Below are 19,297 nucleotides of genomic sequence, written 5' to 3'. Positions count from 1 at the left end.
AGGATCGCGAACGCCGTAAGCATGATCTGCACCCGTTGTTGTTGAGGTCGAAGCAAGAGCCTCGGTAGCGGCTTCAGTGCGCTACGTAATCAAGACTGGCGATGCGTTCGGGGGGCGACTTTCACAGCTTGTGAAAGTCTCCGCGGCCTGTCAGAGACCGATCCAGGCTGCGTAGCGGGTAAGCGACTCGGACGGGTGGCGGGAGGTGTGGAGGAGGTCTTGCACCACACCGCGGACCAGTGGGTGCCGGCGGGCTTGGCCTGGTGCGACGCGGCGGGCGATCTGAAGATGGCGCAGTGCCTGGTCAGGCAGGTTCAGGCGTTGGTAGGCGCGGGCGAGGTCGAAGTGGTGGTGTCCAATCCGGCTCGGGAGCCAGCCGCTGGGGAACTGGATGAACTCGCCGAGGTGGATGGCGTGGGAGTAGTCGCCGAGTTCGATCATTGTGATGACGCGGTGTACGGCGACGTTGGTGGGGCCGAATCCGAACCAGAAGGTTTCGAGGTCTTCGCCGGTTAGGTCGGCGTGCCGCTCGGCCTCGTTGAGGTAGTCGCGTACGGCGGATGCGTCGCCAGCGCGTGCCGACAGGACGGCCGCGCCGAGGTTCAGTTGACCGGATGCGATCAACGCGCCGGGCGTCTTCGGGTCGGTCCCCTCGAGGTGGGCTCGGCCAGCGTTGTTCAGGTGCCACGAGGTCTCGTAGTCATGGCGACGCAGGTAAGCCGTGATCCGCAGGTACTCGCGGGCCGCACGAAGCGCCGGTGCCCGATCACCTGCCTGCCGGGCTGCCCAATCCATCCGGTTCAGCGCGATCAACGACAAGTCGGGATAACCGGCCGCGATACCAACCGTGTGTGCGCAGCGGTACGCCTCGGCCAGCAGACCCCAAGCATCGGCCCGATCGGTCCCGGTCCAGGTGTTCGCCGCCGCGTGCAGTTCGGCGTATAGACCGGGCAGGACCGGAGTCATTGACTCGTAGCGGGCCGCCTGACCAACCACGTTGGCTACCCGGACTGCCTCGCGAAGGACGGGCAACGGACGCGGCGTGATGGTCTCGTCCGGGTCCAGGTCGTAGAGATCCAGCTGGGTGCGCACCCGGCCGAGCATCTGACCCAACCGTTGGTCCTGTGTCGTCTCGGGAGCTGAATCGCCAAGCAGGACTGAGATTTCGACGCCGAGCGCTCGTGCACATGCCGCCACGAACCCCTCACTCGCGGGACGGCTTCCGCTCTCGACCTTGGTCAGCAGGCTGTAGGAGACGTTCGCCAGCGTGGCAAGGCCGTGCTGGGTCAACTGCCGGTGCTTGCGAAGCAGGGCAATCCGCTCCCCCACCTGACCCGCGTCGCCCATGCCCGTGGCTCCTCTCACAAGTGAGTGCGTTGGACGATGCCCACCGCCGCTAGGCCTGACTCGCCTTGGCCGCGCGGCCCGCATGGCCATAGATCCGACAGAGCTTCACGTAGTCGATGAACAGCATCAGCATCTGCATCTGCATCTGCCCCACGGTCGATTTGACGAAATCCATATAGGACAGGTCATCACCTTTGCCGGTCGCTATCATTCCGGTCTCGATCACGAAATCTGCGTCAGCATGAGCAATTGCATTGCGGATGCTCCGGTTGAAGATCGCATCCCAGGCGTCCCGAGTAGAAGGAAACTTGTCAAGATACAATTCTTTCACCTCGGAAGTGGCCTTCTTGTATTGCGCGAGCGTCTTGGGAAGCTTCTTGCCTCCCTCCGCTTGCGGGACCCATCCGAAGGAATAGTCAGGGGAGCATATTTCGGCCGCAGGTCGTCCTTCTTCAGTATTCTTCGCCGCGACCACCAGCCAGAGAATCTGGCAGCAGACCTCATAGTTCTGACGGTAGGCGTCGCGCAGGATGTGAAAATCATCCCCAGGGAGACGCCACTCGTTCGGGATCCTCCGGCCTAGCACATCTAGATAGGTCAACGCTAACGCAGGCGACCAGATCGCGCGGTGCTCCATCATGCGGCGAATCTGATCGAACAGTCTCCGCTGAAGCTTGGCGAGTTCGGAGTCATCGATTGCTGCGCAGTACTCGCCGAAAGACTGGATCGACGCGCGGCTCACCGCCCAGATCTCCTTCTTGGCTACTGGGTAATCCCCACTCGGCCCCAGCGGGAGCAGCCCGACGGACAAGACGCGGTGCAGAACGTCATAGCGCCTAAGCATGGATACCTCGTCGGGCCAATTTTCCTTCCCCAGCAATTCAGCCATTGCGCGATCAAATAGATCCCATTTCTCTTGCAGATAGAACCCGTAGGCTCGTTCCAGAATTGGCCAAGCTTGATCGGCAAACGAGTGGAATTCGCCGAGAATTTTACTAAATCTCATGAAATCACCACCGAACGCCATCGACGCTGAAATGAACGGCGATTCGATCGTGGCGGAGGGGTCCGTCGGGAAGTCTGGATGGGTCGTGATTGACTGAGCGTCATTCCAGTTCTCAGGCTCAGAGACAACAGGAACATCGAACTCGATACCGCCACCGCCGTCATCACTTAACGTGACCATGCCGCGAATACTCGAAGAGCACGCCGGACAGTGAACGAGAATCCGCTGGCGCTTTGCATAACCGAGCCCCACTCGGATCGCGGTCAACCTCCCACAGCCAGGGCAACTCACATAGTTACGCGCGATCACAGTTCCCTCATCATTGCTTCGGCCGGCCGTTGAAAGAGTGCACCGGATGGGTAGTCCGTGAGATCGAGCGTCCGGACGTGTTTGAAGCCGTTGTGGAGGTAGTAGTTGTGGAGGTCGGTGTTGTCGGTCCACACGTCGATGCGGAGCCAGTGGAGGCCGAGGCGGTGGGCTCGATGGCAGGCCCAGTCCATGATTTCGGTGCCTAGGCCGGCATGCTTGCGGCGGACGATGAGGCGGTGCATGTACATCGCCGGGTCGGCTTGTTCTTCGGGGGTCCAGAGGCGCGGGTCCGAGAAGGTGTCTAGGGCGAGGGTGGCCATGGTGGCTTCGTTCTCGTCGCGGACCATCCAGGTTTCGCCGGCCTCGATACTGGCGAGGATGCGGCGGTTCTGCTCCTCCGGGTTCGGCCACGCGACAGCCCATTGATCAACGCCGCGTTGCGCTAGCCACTCGCTGGCCTCGGTGCGGAGGGCGAGGATCACGCCCAGGTCGTCGGCGTCGGCACGCTCGATGATCATGCTTCGGCGCCTTCTTGGGCGAGATAGGCGCGTACGTCGCCGAGTTCGTAGATGACGCGGTTCCGGTCGCTCGCGAAGGTCGTCAGCGTCAGACGAAGCGGGCGACTGTCGCTGTACGTCGTGCGGGCGTAAACGATGACCGGTGTCCCCGAGCCGAGCTGGAGCTTGCGGGCCTCGTCCGGGGTCGGCATGCGCGCGGTGATCTCATCGCGGTAGCCGATCTCCTCGTGCCCGACCTTGGCCATCGCTCGAATCGCGCCGCCAGGAACGTCGTTCGGCACGACCAGGCCGGCCGCCTGGGCAATATCCATCGGGTAGTAGCTGACCTGGATGCTGAGCGGCTGATTGTCGGCGTACCGGACGAAGCCGCGGGACACCAACGCATCGCCCTGCTCCACCTGGAGACGATTGGAGAAGTCGGGGCCGGCCACTTCGAGGCTCATCGCGAAATCGCGGTACTCGGCATGGCGACCCTGTTCAGCCATCTCGGACTGGAAGGCGTCGGCCTGGTCGCTGGCGCGACGGTCGCGGGTCTCGGCCCAGGTGGCGTGATAGTCGGCCATGATCCGCTCGCGCACGATCGTGCCGCGTCCTGGCGTGCTCGTGATCATGCCCTCGTTCTGGAGCATCCCGAGCGCAAGGCGGACGGTGTTGCGGGATACGTCGTGCGAGGCCATGAGGTCTTGCTCGGTCGGCAGGCGTTCGCCGGCCTTGATCTTGCCGGTGCGGATCTGCTCGCGCAGCTCGGCTGCGATGCGCTGGTAGAGCGGTGCTGACTGTGCCATTCGAAAGAACCTCCTGGTTCGTACCAACCAATGGTCCCATTTCCTTGACTTCACGCCAACCCCAGGGTAAAGATTGGTCTTGTACCAAACGTTGGTACGAATCCAATGAAGGGGTCTAAGCCATCATGGGTATGCCGAGAAGGATCACGGTCGAGTTCGGCGACACGTTCCCGCACGGGCTGTTCGCGGTGTCGGAGGTGACGCTGGCTCGGGACTTCGAGAAGTCCACGAAGACCAACGCTGTACAGACCATCGACGAGGACTCCGGCCTCCCGGTCTGGACGCTCGACGTGATGGACGGTGACCCGGAGGCGCGCAAAGCGGACCGGACTTTCACCGTTCGGATCATCGCCAAGGTTCAGCCGGTACTCCCGCCGGCACTGCCGGGTCTGCCGTTCACGGCGATCGAGCTGCAAGGCATGACCGCTGCGCCGTGGGTCGACACCCGGGGCTGCTCGGCTCCGGACGAGGGCCGCTCTCACCGCTGCCGCGCCCGTCAGGGCTGGAGCTTCCGCTGCATGGGTATCCGCGCACCCAAGAACATGCCGGGCTCTGGCGCGACTGAGCAAAAGGCGGCCTGACCATGAGCGTCGCGGAGAGCGTTGACCCCGGTCAGTACCTGGCCTACCAGAACGGTCGCGCGGCATTCCTGCTGAGCGAGCTGCTGACGGGCGATCCGAGCAAGTTCGTTCGCTTCGAGGCGCGCACCTGGCTCAACCAGCATCAGGCATGGCTCTCCGACTCCGACGAGGACGGCGACCCGTGGGAGGACGACAGCTACGACGACGAGGAAGAGGACGAGGACCTTCCCACGGACCGCCCGGGCGGTCGCGTCCTCTACTCAGAGGGGTGGTTGTGATGACTCCCTGGCGTCTGGCTGCGTCGGGGGAACTCTGCACCTGCGGGCGGCCGGCGAGGGAGGTTTTCGTCCGCGCGGATGGCGACGAGATCGGCTATTGCGGCGTCCCGGACGGCGGTGCGAAGACCGGTCCCTGTCCGTTCTGCGGCAAGCGCCGGCATACGCCGGGTCCGTGCCCGAAGTACACCCTCCGCCTCCCGGCCGAGCCGGTGCTCTGTGATGACTCACGACCGAACGGGGACTGATCGAGATGGCGAAGATCAAGGGCAAGGAGGTCGGGACGGGGCCGGTGAACTTCCGGTCCCCCGCGGTCGCCATCCGGCTCAAGTGGGTCGTCATCTGGTACTGCCTGCGGGCGGTCGTCCGTGCGGCGGGCTGGCTGATCCGGCACCCGGCCTTCGTCGTCGTACCGCTGCTGGCTCTCAAGGGCTACCAGCTCTGGACCGGTGGACAGGCGTGGTTGGTCATTGCCACTGCGGCTGTACCGGCGTCAGGCCTGGCCGGTTGGCGCTGGCGTTGGCCCGACTCGTTCGCGCAGCGGATCGTCTGGCGGCTGCGTGGCTCACGGCGACGCTTCATGGAGTACCGGACCCGTTGGGACACGACGATGCGGGCGCTCAACCTCACGGTGCGCCTCGACGATCGGACGTACGTTCCCCGGATCGTCAACGTCCGATCGTCGGGCACGGTCGATCAGGTGACCGTCCGGCTGCTGCCGGGTCAGATCCTCACCGACTACGCCGAGCACTCCGAGCGGTTGGCACGCACCTTCGGCGCTGAGGACTGCCGCGTCCGTTCGGCCGCCTCGATGATCCCGGCGTGGTGGCCGGGTGGCACAGAGGGCTGGATGGCCCGTCTCTTCGCCTGGGCACTGCCTCGGCGTACCGATCGGCTCGTGCTGTGGTTCCTGACCAACGACCCGCTACGGGAGATCGTCGCCCCGATTACTCCGGCTGAATCGCCGAACCTCCAGGCGCTCGACGTGGCGCGGCGTGAGGACGGGCCGATGTTCCGGCTGCGGTTGCTCTACACGCATCTACTGGTGGCCGGTGCGACCGGTGCAGGCAAGGGCTCGGTGCTCTGGTCGATCATCGCGGCACTCGCCCCCGGCATCCGGTCGGGTCTGGTACAACTGTGGGTGCTCGACCCCAAGGGCGGCATGGAGCTCGCTCTTGGCCGGCGGTTGTTCCATCGGTTCTGCTACGGCTCCGATCCGGCGATGGATGGCGCTAGCGATGCCGAGTACGAAGAGGCATTCGCAAACCTGCTTGAAGATCTGGTGGCCATCATGCGCCGGCGACAGGGCAAGCTCCGCGGCTTGTCCCGCCTCCTCAAGCCGAGTCGCGATGAACCATTCATCGTCCTGGTCGCGGATGAGCTGGCTTCTCTCACGGCGTACGTCACTGATCCGGCGATGAAGAAGCGGATTGCCAAGGCGTTCTCACTGCTGCTGTCACAGGGCCGAGCGGTTGGCATCACCGTGGTGGGCGCGCTGCAAGATCCACGCAAGGAAGTCCTCCCGTTCCGCGATCTGTTCCCGACCCGGCTGGCGCTGCGGATGGCAGAAGCCGAGCAAGTTCGACTCGTCCTCGCCGAAGGTGCCCGCGAGCGGGGCGCACGCTGCGACAAGATCCCCGAAACCCTGCCCGGCATCGGATACGTCGCCGTCGACGGCGAGACCGAACCCATCCGCGTCCGGTTCTCCCACATCACCGACGACGACATTGCCGACCTCGTCACCACCTACGCGCCGGATCTGATCGGCGCTGGCGAACGTCTCCCAACCCCGGAAGGAGTAGCAGCATGACCGCTCGACGGCAGATCCCCGGTCAGCTCGTCCTCCCGCTGGTGCCCGGGCTGTCCAAGACGTCGCGGGCTTCGCTTGTGCAGCGGATCGACGTTCGTTGGCAGGGCAAGGCGTACTGCGCCGGCTACCTCGACACCGACGACTTCTACCCCCAAGACGAGTCGACGCGCGGCATCCGCCGTACGTCTGACCCGAAGGACTTGTGCGCCTTCTGCCCGGTCGTCCGATCCTGCCTCGCTGCCGCCATCGTCGCGGACGAGCACGGCGTCTGGGGTCGTACGACGGAGGACGAGCGCGACGCCATCCGTGAAGAACTTGCCTTCGGCACCGATGTGGACCGGGCGCTCAGCGTGGTCCTCGACGGCCCCGCTGCACTCTGGAGGACGGCGGCATGACCACGACCGCACAGACCACCCTGGACCTGTTCCCGCTCGACGTTGTACGGGATCTGGCCGTGACCAACGGCGTCTGCGTACGTCCGGTGCTCAACAGGGTGTTCGACACACAGACCGGCACTGACCGAGTGGTAGGGGTGTCGTGCGGTTCCACGCTGGTCAGCAAGTGTCCGCCTTGTGCTGCGGCGAACCGTCGTCTTCGTATGCAGCAGTGCCGTGAGGGCTGGCACCGCGACTCCGAACCCGAGGTGCCGGCGGATGCAGACGACGAGCCCGCGTCTGACGACTTCGACGCCTCGCGCCGCGTCCGCTCGACCCGGCGACGCCAGGACGCCGCCGACCTCCCCAAGGTCGAGATGGACAAGCGGACGGTTGGCGCGACCTTCACAGCCCCGAACGGTAAGACCTACCGGCCGTCGATGTTCATCACGCTCACCCTCGGCTCGTACGGCGCAACGCACCGGCTGCCACACCGTGTGGAGGGTAAGGGCCTGGTGCCGTGCGAGTGCGGTGTGATTCACGGACAGAACTCGCCGTTGCTTTCCACTCCGGTCGACCCCGACACCTACAACTACCGCCGGGCCGCGCTCGACGCGCTGCACTTCCCGAAGCTGATCGATCGGTTCATCCAGAACCTTCGCCGGTGCGCGGGCTACAAGGCGCAGTACTTCGCCGTGGTCGAGTCGCAGAAGCGTCTAGCGCCACACCTGCACGCCGCCGTACGGGGCACGGTCGCCCGCGACACGGTCCGGGAAGTGGCCAAGGCGACGTACCACCAAGTGTGGTGGCCAAGCCATCGACGGCCGGCCTATGGCTGCGCCTCGAGTCCGCAGCTGCCGGTGTGGGACGAGATGGCCGGCGCTTTCGTGGACCCGTCGACCGGCGCCCTCCTCCCGACCTGGGAACAGGCTCTGGACGACCTCGACGCCGACCCGGCGGCCCAGCCTGCGCACGTCGTCCGGTTCGGCACACAGATCGACTACCAAGGCATCGTCGCCGATACGGACGCCAAGGTCGGCAAGGCCATCGGCTACCTGACGAAGTACCTCGGCAAGGCAATCGGCGAGACCTACGGCGACGACCTGGACGAACTCCACCCGGCCCAACGAGCCCACATCAACCGACTTCACGCACACGTCCGCGTCCTGCCCTGCTCACCCGAGTGCGCCAACTGGCTCCGGCACGGCGTGACACCGAAGAACGCGGACGGCAGCACGACGCCGGGCGAGTGCGACTCCAAGGCCCACGACCGCGCACACCTCGGCCTCGGCGGTCGACGCGTCCTCGTCTCCCGCCAGTGGACCGGCAAGACCCTCACCGAACACCGCGCCGACCGCTCCGAGGTCATCCGCCAAACCCTCGCCGCCGCCGGAGTCGAGATGGACGACCAGAACGAGCTGGCCACCCACACCGACGACCCCGAAGCGCCCCGGTTCATCTGGAAGCCCATCCGGCCCGGCGAAGAGGGGCCGCGCCGCATCCCAACGCACAAAGAAGTTCTCGCCGACGCGATCGCCACCCGCATCCGCTGGCGCACGCAGTACGAGCAAGCCAAACAACGCGCCAACCCACCCGGCGCACCACCTGGCAACACCAATTCGGCAACTGACATCGCCGCATCTGCGGCCTGATCACGAGGGATCACCATGCCAGAGATCAAGCTCCTGTACCGCGTTCCTGAAGTGGCCGAGGCACTTGGCGTCAGCAGGGCGAAGGTCTACCAGCTCATCCAGTCCGGCGCGCTGCGGTCGGTCAAGATCGACAGCTCGCGTCTGATCCGCTCCGCCGATCTCATGGAGTTCGTCGCCGACCTGGACCGGGCCGCCTGATGGGCAAGCTCAAGGACGGCGTCATGAAGCGGGGCAACACCTGGTCGTACGTCATCCGGGTCATGGATCCCGATACAGGCGTCAGCAGGCCCAAGTGGGTCGGAGGCTTCGCAACTGAGGACGAGGCCAAGGAAGCCCGCGACGACGCTAGACGTGCAGCGCGACGAGGTGAGTACGTCGACCGTTCGGCAGTCACAGTGAAGGAGTACCTGGGTGACTGGCTCGACGCTCACGCCCTGGAGACCAAGCCGCGGACGTTGGCCGGCTATCGCTGGCTCATGCGCCAGTACGTAGAACCCCGGATCGGGAAGCAGCGTCTCCAAGCGATCCGGCCCACCACGTTGACCAAGCTCTACCAGGATCTCCTCAAGGGTGGCCGAGTCGACGGCAAGCCACTGTCCAGAGCGACCGTCGACAAGGTGCACGCCGTACTGCGGAAGGCATTCAACGACGCCGTGAAGTTCGAGGGCGTGCTGTCGACCAACCCGGCGGACCGTGCCAAGCGTCCCCGTCGTACCGCTCGACCGTCCGTCGAGGTCTGGACCGCCGATGAGCTTCGCCTCTTCCTCGGCCTGATGGCGAACCATCGTCTCCGGGCGTTCTATCGACTAGCGGCATACACGGGCGCGCGGCGTGGCGAGCTGCTGAACCTGCGCTGGGCTGACGTGGACTGGAAAGCGCCGGCGGTCCGAATCCGCGGTTCGGTCGGCATCGTGGAAGGTGAGCGGATCGAAGGCACGACCAAGGGCGGCAGAGAGCGGACGGTGAGCATCGATCCCGACACCGTCAGGGAACTCAAGGCACACCGGCGACGCCAGATGGCGGATCAGTCCAAGGTCGGGGAGGCATGGCCTGACACGGGACACGTGTTCACGACCGGGCTTGGAGAGCCGATCTACCCCGACACTGTCACCCAGCTCATGGGCAAGGTCATCCGTGCGTACAACACGCCTGACTCCGACAAAGCTCCGGTCACGCCACTCCCGCACGCGCGACTCCACGATCTGCGCCACGTGCATGCGACGTTGCTTCTCATCGCTGGTGTGCCGGTGCACGTGGTGGCTGAGCGCCTGGGCCACGCCGACCCGGCGATCACCCTCCGGATCTATGCCCACGTGATCCGAACTCACGCGGCTGGTGTCGCCGGCATCTTCGCTGCTGCGGCTGCGAAGTCGGAGCCTGCTAACGCCGAGCCGGACGAGGATGACGAGACAGACGAGGACGAGGGTCCGGAGGCGTCCGCGCTGGTGCCCTGTTAGCAAGGGCGTTAGCAAACTCGCACCATGAGCCGCACCACGAGACAGCCGGGACATACAGAACCCCAGGTCATGTACGCCGTGACCTGGGGTTTCTCCGTCTACCGGAGTGGAGCCGCCTGTCGGAATCGAACCGACGACCTTCTCATTACGAGTGAGACGCTCTGCCGACTGAGCTAAGGCGGCGGGTGCTGCGGCAAGAGTGTAGCGGGAGGAGGGGGAGGATTCCGAATCGGTTCGGTCTGTGAGCGTACGGCGTGGTCGGGATCACCTTTCGGGAGCTGCGGGCCGGCAGGACCTCTGCGGCTACGACGTCCGGTTGCACGCGGGGGCAGGTGAGGGGGCAGTGGGCACATAGGTGCTGTTCACGGTGCGGGTGGGGTCTGCCTTGTCGTGGGGTGTGGGCTGTAGGCCGTGTCCCGGTTGGCGGGGTGTCTGCTGTCTGTCGCCGCTCTCGCTGCTGGGCAGTCGCGTCTGGGGAGGATTTCCCGCCCGAATCGGGACGAGATCCTCCCCAACTCGAGGTGCCCCGGCACGGCGGGACCTTGTGCACGAGATCCGTTACTGCGGGGTCCCTGCGTACGGATCTCATGCACAAGGGCCGCGAACAGCTGTCACGAAGGCGGGCCGGCTCGGTGGGGCGGCTCGGTGGGGCGGCTCGGTGGGGCGGCTCGGTGGGGCGGCTCGGCGGGGCCGGTCGGGGCAGGCACGGGTCGGCGGCTCGGGTGGGCCGGTCGAGGCGGCACGGCGGGGGCGGCTCGGGTGGGCTGGTTGAGGGGCGGCTGGGGTGGGCGGCTCGGGTAGGCCGGTCGCGGCGGGGACGGTGGGCCGGTTCAGGTGGGCGGGGACGGTGGGCCGGTTCAGGTGGGCGGGGACGGTGGGCCGGTTCGGGTGGGTGGGGCGGGTGGGGTGGGGCGGGTATTGCGGGCGGGTTGGTGGCGGGCGGGGGCGATGTGGGGGAACTGGGGTGGGGTTGTGGGCGTCGTAGGGGTGGGAAATGGGGGTGGAACAAATTGTTTGGGAAATGCGTTGACTTGGGTGGTGGGGTTGGGTGAGACTAATTCCCGCAAGACCTAGACCTTGAGGAGAGATCGTGTTCGGAAAGCGCATCCTGAGTGAAGCCTGGCGGCCCGGCCGCATGGCTTTGTCGGCGTGCCTGCGATCCGTGGGCGATGAGGCCAACTACTACCACCAGCTCAGCCCGCGTGTGGGCGGTCCGCCTGGGTGATCTCCGAGTGGGGAGACTCCAGGAGCCGTCTGAGCCGGGTACCGGCAGCAGGCGGCTCTTTTCTTTTGCCCGAACTCGGGCCATCGCCGGTGTGCAATGGTTGCGGACCGGATTCCAAACCCGCGTCATGAGGGTTCGATTCCCTCCATCGGTGCTTTCCGGTATTCACGGATATCGGCATGAACAATGACAACTGGACATTTGTCGCAATTACCAGCTGTAGGCCAGTGGCCAGGCCGCCTCATTTGGGTTGAGGAGATCGGAGGTTCGAGTCCTCCCAGCTGGACCAGGCGCCCGCAGGATGCTCAGCTACCGGCCGAGCGGGCGCCACAAGCGTGCCCTGTGACGGAAATCCGCAGTACATCCGGCACAGGGCACCGGACGCCCGTGGCTCAACCGGAGAGAGCGCCTGCCTACGAAGCAGGAGGCTGCAGGTTCGAATCCTGCCGGGCGTGCTGTGTCCGAGGTCGAAGTGGGCGAGGCACCGGGATGTGGCCCCGGAGGAAGCGGGTTCGAGCCCCGCCGGACACCCTGCGGTACGGCGTACTCACGCGGAGTACGGCGTACCCCCGCGGCTCTGGCCCAACTGGGAGAGGCGCCTGGCTTAGGACCAGGAGGTTCAGGGTTCGAATCCCTGGGGCCGCACGACCTGACCGACACCGAGATTCCCCGACCTGCTGACCGCCGGTCGGGCACACTGGAGAGGACGAGGAACCACATGAGCGGTGTGATCGTCCTGAACGCCTCGTACGAGCAGCTGCACGTCGTGTCGATCCCGCACGCCATCCGGATGCTCGTCCGGGAGGTCGCCGTCGTCGAGGAGGCCCACGACGGCGCCAGCATCGGACCGTTCCCGCTCCCCCGGGTGCTCCGCCTCGTCCGGTACGTCGTGATGAAGTGGCGGTACGCCGGTGGTCGCCTGCAGTACACCCGGGCCGGCGTACTGAAGCGTGACAAGTACACCTGCGCGTACTGCGGTCAGCCGGGCGCCACCACGATGGATCACGTGGTTCCACGGTCCAGAGGTGGACGCGGCGAGTGGATGAACGCCGTCGCCGCGCACGCGGCGTGTAACGAGAAGAAGGGCTCGCGCACACCGGAAGAGGCCGGCATGCCGCTGTTGTGGCAGCCGTGGATCCCTTCCCGTGCAGAGATAGCGCTCTGACCCCGGCCCGTCAGGTGTCGCGGCAGAGCGCGATGCCAGGTGGGCGACGGTGACCCACCCTCGGTTCTGACCCGAGGCCCCGCAGGTTCGAGCCCTGCCCTGGCAGCTGTACGCCGTCGCGGCGACGGCCTGGCAGAGTAAGCCGAGTTTCGGCCTACCGGCAACCGTCTCGAAAACGGTCTGTCCCTCAACGGGGCGTCAGGGTTCAAGACCCTGCTCTGCCGCATGTACACGATCGAGGAGAGGTGAAGGAGATGAACGTGGAGCTTCCGGTTGAGCTGAGTGGGGCGAAGAGCTCCACGCTCATGTGGGCGCAGGAGTACGAGGTCGACGCGCAGGCGCTGCAGCAGCTGCGGAACATCGCGGCGCTGCCGTGGGTGCACGGCATCCGGGTGATGCCCGACGTGCACCTCGGTAAGGGTGCGACGGTCGGGTCGGTGATCGCGATGTACCAGGCGGTGTCGCCGGCCGCGGTCGGTGTCGACATCGGGTGCGGTATGGAGGGCGTACTGACCTCGCTGACGGCCGCGGACCTGCCGGACGACCTGTCGGCGATCCGGTCCCGGATCGAGGCCGCCGTACCGGTCGGATTCCGGGCGCACGAGGACCCGGTCGGCGTACGTCGGCTCGGTCTGGACCCGCGTCCGTGGGACAAGCTGTGGGGCCTGTTCACGAGCCTGCACGACGGGGTGCAGGACCGTGAGCGCAAGGCGAAGCAGCAGATGGGTTCGCTGGGCGGCGGCAACCACTTCATCGAGGTGTGCCTCGACGACGAGGACCGCGTGTGGCTGATGCTGCACTCCGGCAGCCGGAACATCGGCAAGGAACTGGCGGAGCGGCACATGCGGATCGCCCGGGAGCTGCCGCACAACGCGGACCTCCCGGACCGCAACCTGGCGGTGTTCCTGTCCGGTACGCCGGAGATGGACGCGTACCGCCGGGACCTCACGTGGGCGCAGGAGTACGCCGCCCGGAACCGTGCGGTGATGCTCGCGCTCTTGATGCAGGCGGTGCGGGAGTCGTTCGAGGTCGACGTACGGTTCGAGCAGCCGATCTCGTGCCACCACAACTACGTGGCGGAGGAGCAGTTCGACGGGCTCGACCTGCTCGTCACCCGCAAGGGTGCGATCCGGGCCGGGCGCGGGGATCTCGGGCTGATCCCGGGGTCGATGGGGACCGGGTCGTACGTCGTCCGTGGGCTCGGCTCGGAGCGTTCGTTCCTCTCGGCCTCGCACGGGGCAGGCCGGCGGATGAGCCGCACCGAGGCGAAGCGCCGGTACACGGTCGCGGACCTGGTCGCCCAGACGGACGGCGTCGAGTCCCGGAAGGACGCCGGCGTGATCGACGAGATCCCGGCCGCCTACAAGGACATCGACTCGGTCATCGCGGCCCAGTCCGACCTGGTCGAGGTAGTCGCCCACCTCAAGCAGGTCATCTGCGTCAAGGGCTGAACAGGTTCCTGCCGTGCACAGGGGACACGGCAGGAACCTCAGACACCCTCTCGGGTGAGGTCCGCCTGTTGGTAGGGGCAGCGGTTTGCTAAACCGTCGGCCGGGTGTCGTCCCGGCCCGCGAGTTCGAATCTCGCTCTCACCGCTGGGTGGCTGGGATGGACCAGCCACCCTGCCAGCTTGCAGAAGCACCGTCGTGGGAGAGGCGGGACGGCTTGTAAACCCGTTGCCTTCGGGCTGAGCAGGTTCGAATCCTGCCTTCTGCACGTAGTAACGATCAGACAAGAGAGGAGGACCGGCCATGGCCGACCTCAGGAACAGGAAGCGAGTGCCTGGTGGCAGGACCGGTGCTCCGGTCGCGCAAGGTCACTCGATGCGACGGGTGCTGCTGGCCTGCGGGCACGTGCAGCGGGATCGGATCGCGCACCGCGGGGATCACGTGTGGTGTGAATCCGAGTGTGCCGACTGGACGCGTGTCGTATCCGTGCAGGAGTAACGCGTACAGGACGGATTCCCCCTGGTGACGGAATCACACCGGGCCCTCCGAAGGCTCGGTTCCTGGTTCGACTCCGGGCAGGGGGACTAGCCGATCGTCGGGTCGAAGTGGACCGACAGCTCCACCTCGGCTTCGGCGCGAGCCGACAAGACGCGGACCCGTACGTCGGTCGGCGCAACGGGTGGCACCACGAGCAGACGGCGATGCCCGATCGTGGTGCCGGTCGCGATCTCCTGCCACGACCCGTCGAGCAACGCATCCACGGCGAAGGACGAGATCTGCTGGCCCTGCTCGATGTTCTCCCGCAGGTCCACCACGTTGATGGTTGCCGGCAGCACCAGATCCGCGTCGTAGTACTCGCGCACCGCGGCGCCGAACGCCGTCAACGCCGCAACATCAGGATCGGCGAACAGACCGCGCCGGTCCGGCGGGATGTTGAGGAGGAGTACGGCGTTCCGGCCGACCGACCTGCGATAGATGTCCAGGAGTTCCGGGACCTGCTTGACCGCGTCGTCTTCCGCGGCGTGGTAGAACCAGCCGGGCCGGATCGACACGTCGACCTCCGCCGGGTACCAGCGCAACTCGTCCGCCTTCGCCAGCTGCTCCGGCCCGGCAACGTCCCGCGCCGTCTGCTCCGCAACCATCGCGCCGTCAGCGAACGGTACGACGCTCCACTCGGTCTCGCGCGCGAACCCGTCCTCGTTGCCGACCCACCGCACGTCCGGTCCGCCGACCGCGATCGTCGCGTCCGGCGCCAGCCGCCGGATCAGGTCGAACCAGTCGTCGAACGCGTAGCTCTGCGCGCTGCTGGTCGGGTTCGCCCCGTCCAGCCACACCTCGGAGATCGGCCCGTACGACGTCAGCAACTCGTGGAGCTGGTTCAGATAGAACCGGTTGTAGTCGTCGACGACGTACTCGAACTCGCCGACCCGCGACGGCACCGCCGGGCTGCCGTTGCCGTAGTACCCGCCGGGCGCCTTCTCCTGGTAGAGGTCCGCCGGCGACAGGTACACGCCGAAGCCAAGGCCCGCGTCCTGGCAGGCGGCCGACAGCTCCCCGACCACGTCACGCCCGTACGACGCGGCAACTGAGTGCTCGAGGAACTTGCTGGGCCACAGGCAGAACCCGTCGTGGTGCTTCGCCGTCAGGATCACGCTCTTGAATCCCGCGGAGACCAGCGTCGACACCCACTGCGAACAGTCCAGGGCGGACGGAGCGAACGCCGTCGGATCGTCCAGCCCGGTCCCCCACTCCAGGTCCGTGAACGTGTTCGGCCCGAAATGCACGAAGGCAGTGAGCTCCTGCCGCTGCCACGCGACCTGCCGCGCCGACGGACGTACGGCGGAAGCATCCATCACAACAACACCTTCCCGGGGTTCAACAGGTTCAGCGGGTCGAACGCGGCCTTGACCCGCCGGTGCAACTCGAGTCCGACCGGCCCCAGCTCGGTCTCCAGCCAACCCGCCTTCAACGTGCCGATCCCGTGTTCGCCGGTGATCGTCCCACCGAGCCGCAGCCCCAGCTCCATCACCGCCCCGAACGCCTGCAACGCCCGCGCCTCGGCCGCCGCGTCGTCCCGATCGAAGACCACGGTCGGGTGCATGTTCCCGTCGCCGACGTGGCCGGGGCAGAAGATCATGACGTCGTACTGCGTGCCGATGTCGGCGATGCCGCGCAGCAGCGTGACCAGCTGTGAACGCGGGACCGAAACGTCGTCGATCAGCGTGATACCCAGCCGCTCGAGCGCCGGGTTCACCAGCCGACGCGCCTCCAGGAGCATCTGCGACTCCTCGGCGTCCGACGCCTCCGCGACGTCCACCGCACCGTGCGCCGAGCAGATCTCGGCCACCCGGGCCACGTCGTCGGCTGCCCGCGCTCCCCGGTCGGACTGGGCGATCAGCATCGAGCCGGCATCGCTCGGAAGTCCCATGTCCCGGTAGTCCTGGATCGCCCGCAGGGTCAGTTGGTCGAGGAACTCCAGCAGGGACGGGCTCAGCCCGGCGGCCATCACGGCGGCTGCCGCGGCGATGCCGTCCTCGATGGTGCGGAAGGTCGCGGCCGCGGTGAGGGCGGCCTCGGGGGCAGGTCGGAGTGCGAGTGTCGCCTCGGTGACGATGCCGAGTGTGCCTTCGGAGCCGACGATCAGCCGGGTCAGGTCGTAGCCGGCGACTCCCTTCGCGGGACGCCGGCCGGTGCGTACGACCTCGCCGGACGCCAGCACGACCTCCAGGCCGCGGATGAAGTCCGACGTCACGCCGTACTTCACGCAGCACAGGCCGCCCGCGTTCGTGGCGATGTTCCCGCCGATCGTCGACATCTCCCACGACGACGGGTCGGGCGGGTAGAACAGGCCCTGCTCCAGAACCGCGCGGGACAGCGAGGCGTTCACGACACCTGGCTGGACGACGGCGACCTGGTCCTCGACGGAGATCTCCAGGATCCGGTTCAGCCGCGCGGTCGACAGCAGCAGGCACCCGTCGACCGCGTTCGCGGCACCGGACAGCCCGGTCCGGGCGCCCTGCGTGACCACCGGGACCCGGAACTCGGACGCCAGCCGCAGGACCTCCTGCACCTCGGTCGTACTCGTTGGCCGCACCAACGCCCGCGGCACACCCGCCGTACAGAAGGTGGCGTGATCGTTGCGATGACTGTCCAGGATGTCCGGGTCGTCGACGACGTCACCGAGGACCGACCGGAGCCGGTCCAGGAACTCATCCCTCATCTTGCTCCGCGAGCAGCCGCAGGATCAGCTCGGCCCGGCGGACGCGCTCGCGTCCGAGGGCTTCCGCCGTACCGGCCAGGTGCGCGCCGACCGGGTAGATGTTCGGCGCGTTCCGCAGCCCCATCTTCAGGTACACCGGGGCCGCGACCCGGACGATCTCCGGTACGTCGTAGAACCGGACGTGGCCGCCCTGGTCGTCGGGGACCTCGATGTACATGTCGATCGGCACCGTCGTCACCGAACGGATCTCTGCGAGCACCGGCACCGGCAGGTCGGTCGACACGTTCAGGCTGGTCGCGCCGAGGCGTTCGTACAGCTGCGCGGTCGGCGCGTTCGGCAACGGCATCAGTACCGACGTCTTCAGCACCAGATCGGCGGGCAGCTCACCCTCGAGCTTCAGCTGGCCGATGATCTCCAGTACGCCGATGTCGCCGACCAGCAGGCTCCGTACGCCGAGCTCGACCGCGCGGTACGCGTCGCACAACGACGCCGCCACCTGGTCGTTGCCTCGGGCAACGCCACCGACCGCCGCCGAGACCTTCGCCTGGCCGCCGATGTCCCAGGACCCGCGCGGGCCGAGGAACAGGCACACCTCGACGCCCTCGGACGCACCGAGCGACAGCATCTCCTCGATCTCGCCGTCGGTCAGCATCATCACACCGCTGCCCTGCGACACCCGGTCGACCGTGACGCCGCGGTCCTTCGCCTCCTCGAGGACCGCGGTCATCACCCGCGGGCCCTCGCAGGACGGGATCTCGACCTTGTACGGCGAACCGTCGGAAAACGTCTTCGTCGACGTTTCGCCGGGCCGGAAGCCGCGGTCGGAGAGCAGGGCACGTGCTTCGCGAAGGTTCATCTCTCGCTCCAGGGTCCGAGTCGGCCGGCCGGCGTCAGGTCGCGCGCCGTACCGGTGATCTCCAGGTCGAATCGTTCGGCCGCCTCGGTCAGCAGGGCCGGTGTCACCATCAGCTCGTTCGGCGACAGGGTGTCCTTGATCCGGGCCAGCCGGAGCTCGGACCAGTGCCGCCGTCCGCACATCGTCACGGCCGCGAGTACGGCGGCCTCGTCGTCCTCCATCACCATCGGCAGCCGCGAACGTCGCGCACCGCCGGCGCCCGAGGTCAACGCGTTCACGTAACTCGCCTTGAAGTCGATCTGCTCGAGCAGCCGCGCCGGGATCACGTCGGCCAGACCGAGGCCGGACGCGTTCCCGTGGGACGCCGGGGTCAGCGAGTGCACGCTGATCGCGGCGATGTCCGGCGAGCCGAACTCGGGGATGCCGTGCACCCAGCAGCGGCCGATCACGTTGGTGTCCATGCCGGCGCCGGACTTGTCCTTGCCGAGCTCGTCGATCACCAGCACGTCGAGCTGATCGAACGGCAGCCGGCCGAGCAGACTGGACGCTCTTTGCAGTAGAGCGTTTTCTGCCGTTTCCGCGATACCTTCCGGATCCAGCAGTTCGACCGAGGCGGTGCGGTCCTCGGCGTTCTCGAGGATCGCCAGGCCGCCGAGAATTTTGCCTTGCGCAACGATCATCCGGGCGGCGGCCTCGATGTTGCCGCCGAGGGACGGGATGCCGCCGGCATGCAGGGAAGCGGCGCCGCGGTGGTTGCCGAGTCCGATCGCGAGGATCTTCGCGATACCGCTCTCGATCGGCCCGCGGAAGTCGGTGTGCGGTTTGATCCGGTTGACCAGCAACACCCCGTCGGCCTTCGCAGCGATCGCGTCGTGGTGGACCTCGGTGCCGTCGGGCAAGGTACCGACGACAACGGTTTCCATGGTTGCCTCGATCGGGCAGCCAACGGTTTCCGGGGTGATGCCCAGTCCTTCGAGCATCTCCCGCTGGCCGTCGGCGGTAGCGCCTCCGTGCGAGCCCATGGCGGGCGTCACGAACGGCTCGGCGCCGGCCTCTCGTAGCCAGTCCACGGCTGCCCTCACCACCGGCACCAGGTCCCGGATCCCCCGACTGCCGGCGGTCACCGCGATCCGCGCCCCCGGGCGCACCCGCTCCTGTAGGGGAGCAAGTGCCGCCAGGGCGTCGGCGTACGGATCCACCGATACCGGCAGATCCGTGAGGATCCGCCGGATCGGAGTCACCTGAGGAAGTGTCCCCGCGGGCCGCAGC

17 protein-coding genes and 9 tRNA genes are annotated in these 19,297 nt (G+C 66.8%); 17 read left to right on the top strand and 9 right to left on the bottom strand.

The features are described 5' to 3' along the window. Positions 1 to 150: 150 nt before the first annotated feature. From AB0M51_RS18945 to AB0M51_RS18930, 4 genes are all read right to left on the bottom strand, one after another. Complete coding sequence (locus tag AB0M51_RS18945; protein ID WP_363749687.1) at positions 151 to 1,347, bottom strand: helix-turn-helix transcriptional regulator; 1,197 nt, start codon at positions 1,345 to 1,347, stop codon at positions 151 to 153. 49 nt (positions 1,348 to 1,396) lie between these two features. Next, complete coding sequence (locus AB0M51_RS18940) at positions 1,397 to 2,533, bottom strand: hypothetical protein (RefSeq protein ID WP_363749686.1); 1,137 nt, start codon at positions 2,531 to 2,533, stop codon at positions 1,397 to 1,399. Positions 2,534 to 2,658: 125 nt separating this feature from the next. Beyond that, positions 2,659 to 3,180, bottom strand: coding sequence for a GNAT family N-acetyltransferase (locus AB0M51_RS18935; protein WP_363749685.1), 522 nt, complete (start codon positions 3,178 to 3,180; stop codon positions 2,659 to 2,661). Then, positions 3,177 to 3,965 carry a GntR family transcriptional regulator gene (locus tag AB0M51_RS18930; RefSeq protein WP_363749684.1) on the bottom strand — a complete coding sequence of 263 codons (789 nt, stop codon included), beginning with the start codon at positions 3,963 to 3,965 and terminating at the stop codon, positions 3,177 to 3,179. The genes AB0M51_RS18935 and AB0M51_RS18930 overlap by 4 nt, the downstream gene beginning before the upstream one ends. A 131-nt stretch (positions 3,966 to 4,096) precedes the next feature. On the opposite strand from AB0M51_RS18930, the gene AB0M51_RS18925 reads away from it, so the two are divergent. The 7 genes from AB0M51_RS18925 to AB0M51_RS18895 all read left to right on the top strand — a co-directional run bounded on the left by AB0M51_RS18925 (position 4,097) and on the right by AB0M51_RS18895 (position 10,114). Further along, a complete protein-coding gene (locus tag AB0M51_RS18925) occupies positions 4,097 to 4,546 on the top strand; it encodes a plasmid replication, integration and excision activator (RefSeq protein WP_363749683.1) in 450 nt (149 codons plus the stop codon). A gap of 2 nt (positions 4,547 to 4,548) precedes the next feature. After that, complete coding sequence (locus tag AB0M51_RS18920) at positions 4,549 to 4,824, top strand: hypothetical protein (protein ID WP_363749682.1); 276 nt, start codon at positions 4,549 to 4,551, stop codon at positions 4,822 to 4,824. Positions 4,825 to 5,074: 250 nt separating this feature from the next. Next, positions 5,075 to 6,631, top strand: a complete 1,557-nt coding sequence (locus AB0M51_RS18915; RefSeq protein WP_363749681.1) for an FtsK/SpoIIIE domain-containing protein — start codon at positions 5,075 to 5,077, stop codon at positions 6,629 to 6,631. After that, positions 6,628 to 7,026 (top strand): WhiB family transcriptional regulator, encoded by a 399-nt coding sequence (locus tag AB0M51_RS18910; protein WP_363749680.1) that lies wholly within the window; start codon positions 6,628 to 6,630, stop codon positions 7,024 to 7,026. Before AB0M51_RS18915 ends, AB0M51_RS18910 begins: the two co-directional genes overlap by 4 nt. Then, positions 7,023 to 8,657, top strand: coding sequence for a replication initiator (locus tag AB0M51_RS18905; protein WP_363749679.1), 1,635 nt, complete (start codon positions 7,023 to 7,025; stop codon positions 8,655 to 8,657). The genes AB0M51_RS18910 and AB0M51_RS18905 overlap by 4 nt, the downstream gene beginning before the upstream one ends. Positions 8,658 to 8,672: 15 nt before the next feature. Then, positions 8,673 to 8,855, top strand: coding sequence for a helix-turn-helix domain-containing protein (locus tag AB0M51_RS18900; RefSeq protein ID WP_363749678.1), 183 nt, complete (start codon positions 8,673 to 8,675; stop codon positions 8,853 to 8,855). After that, positions 8,855 to 10,114: a site-specific integrase gene (locus AB0M51_RS18895; protein ID WP_363749677.1), complete on the top strand. Its 1,260-nt coding sequence runs from the start codon at positions 8,855 to 8,857 to the stop codon at positions 10,112 to 10,114. Before AB0M51_RS18900 ends, AB0M51_RS18895 begins: the two co-directional genes overlap by 1 nt. 107 nt (positions 10,115 to 10,221) lie before the next feature. On the opposite strand, the gene AB0M51_RS18890 is transcribed toward AB0M51_RS18895, so the two are convergent. Beyond that, positions 10,222 to 10,297: transfer RNA gene (locus AB0M51_RS18890), tRNA-Thr, on the bottom strand. 1,255 nt (positions 10,298 to 11,552) lie between these two features. Here AB0M51_RS18890 and AB0M51_RS18885 point away from each other — a divergent pair. From AB0M51_RS18885 to AB0M51_RS18840, 10 genes are all read left to right on the top strand, one after another. Next, positions 11,553 to 11,628: transfer RNA gene (locus tag AB0M51_RS18885), tRNA-Pro, on the top strand. Between the two features lie 92 nt (positions 11,629 to 11,720). Further along, positions 11,721 to 11,794 (top strand) — tRNA-Arg (locus AB0M51_RS18880). Between the two features lie 2 nt (positions 11,795 to 11,796). Then, positions 11,797 to 11,870: transfer RNA gene (locus tag AB0M51_RS18875), tRNA-His, on the top strand. Positions 11,871 to 11,910: 40 nt separating this feature from the next. Beyond that, positions 11,911 to 11,984: transfer RNA gene (locus tag AB0M51_RS18870), tRNA-Leu, on the top strand. 73 nt (positions 11,985 to 12,057) lie between these two features. Next, complete coding sequence (locus AB0M51_RS18865; RefSeq protein ID WP_344194565.1) at positions 12,058 to 12,504, top strand: HNH endonuclease; 447 nt, start codon at positions 12,058 to 12,060, stop codon at positions 12,502 to 12,504. Positions 12,505 to 12,537: 33 nt separating this feature from the next. Beyond that, positions 12,538 to 12,610 (top strand) — tRNA-Gln (locus tag AB0M51_RS18860). A gap of 25 nt (positions 12,611 to 12,635) precedes the next feature. Beyond that, a tRNA-Ser gene (locus AB0M51_RS18855) sits at positions 12,636 to 12,728 on the top strand. Between the two features lie 81 nt (positions 12,729 to 12,809). Then, complete coding sequence (locus AB0M51_RS18850; RefSeq protein WP_344194593.1) at positions 12,810 to 13,955, top strand: RtcB family protein; 1,146 nt, start codon at positions 12,810 to 12,812, stop codon at positions 13,953 to 13,955. 53 nt (positions 13,956 to 14,008) lie between these two features. Then, a tRNA-Ser gene (locus AB0M51_RS18845) sits at positions 14,009 to 14,099 on the top strand. A gap of 37 nt (positions 14,100 to 14,136) precedes the next feature. Next, positions 14,137 to 14,220 (top strand) — tRNA-Tyr (locus tag AB0M51_RS18840). 316 nt (positions 14,221 to 14,536) lie between these two features. Here AB0M51_RS18840 and AB0M51_RS18835 read toward each other — a convergent pair. The 4 genes from AB0M51_RS18835 to AB0M51_RS18820 are packed head-to-tail and all read right to left on the bottom strand — an operon-like array spanning position 14,537 to position 19,269. Next, a complete protein-coding gene (locus AB0M51_RS18835) occupies positions 14,537 to 15,805 on the bottom strand; it encodes an alpha-L-fucosidase (protein WP_344194563.1) in 1,269 nt (422 codons plus the stop codon). Further along, on the bottom strand, positions 15,805 to 17,172 hold the full coding sequence (locus AB0M51_RS18830) for an FAD-linked oxidase C-terminal domain-containing protein (RefSeq protein WP_344194561.1): 1,368 nt from the start codon (positions 17,170 to 17,172) through the stop codon (positions 15,805 to 15,807). The genes AB0M51_RS18835 and AB0M51_RS18830 overlap by 1 nt, the downstream gene beginning before the upstream one ends. After that, a complete protein-coding gene (locus tag AB0M51_RS18825; RefSeq protein WP_344194559.1) occupies positions 17,162 to 18,028 on the bottom strand; it encodes a U32 family peptidase in 867 nt (288 codons plus the stop codon). The genes AB0M51_RS18830 and AB0M51_RS18825 overlap by 11 nt, the downstream gene beginning before the upstream one ends. Next, on the bottom strand, positions 18,025 to 19,269 hold the full coding sequence (locus AB0M51_RS18820) for a DUF2088 domain-containing protein (RefSeq protein WP_344194557.1): 1,245 nt from the start codon (positions 19,267 to 19,269) through the stop codon (positions 18,025 to 18,027). Before AB0M51_RS18820 ends, AB0M51_RS18825 begins: the two co-directional genes overlap by 4 nt. Positions 19,270 to 19,297 lie beyond the last annotated feature (28 nt).

It is taken from the genome of Kribbella sp. NPDC051137 (assembly GCF_040682535.1).
Taxonomy (GTDB): domain Bacteria; phylum Actinomycetota; class Actinomycetes; order Propionibacteriales; family Kribbellaceae; genus Kribbella; species Kribbella karoonensis.
The sequence above is the reverse complement of the archived record's forward strand: the minus strand, read 5'-3'. Positions and strand labels throughout refer to the sequence as shown.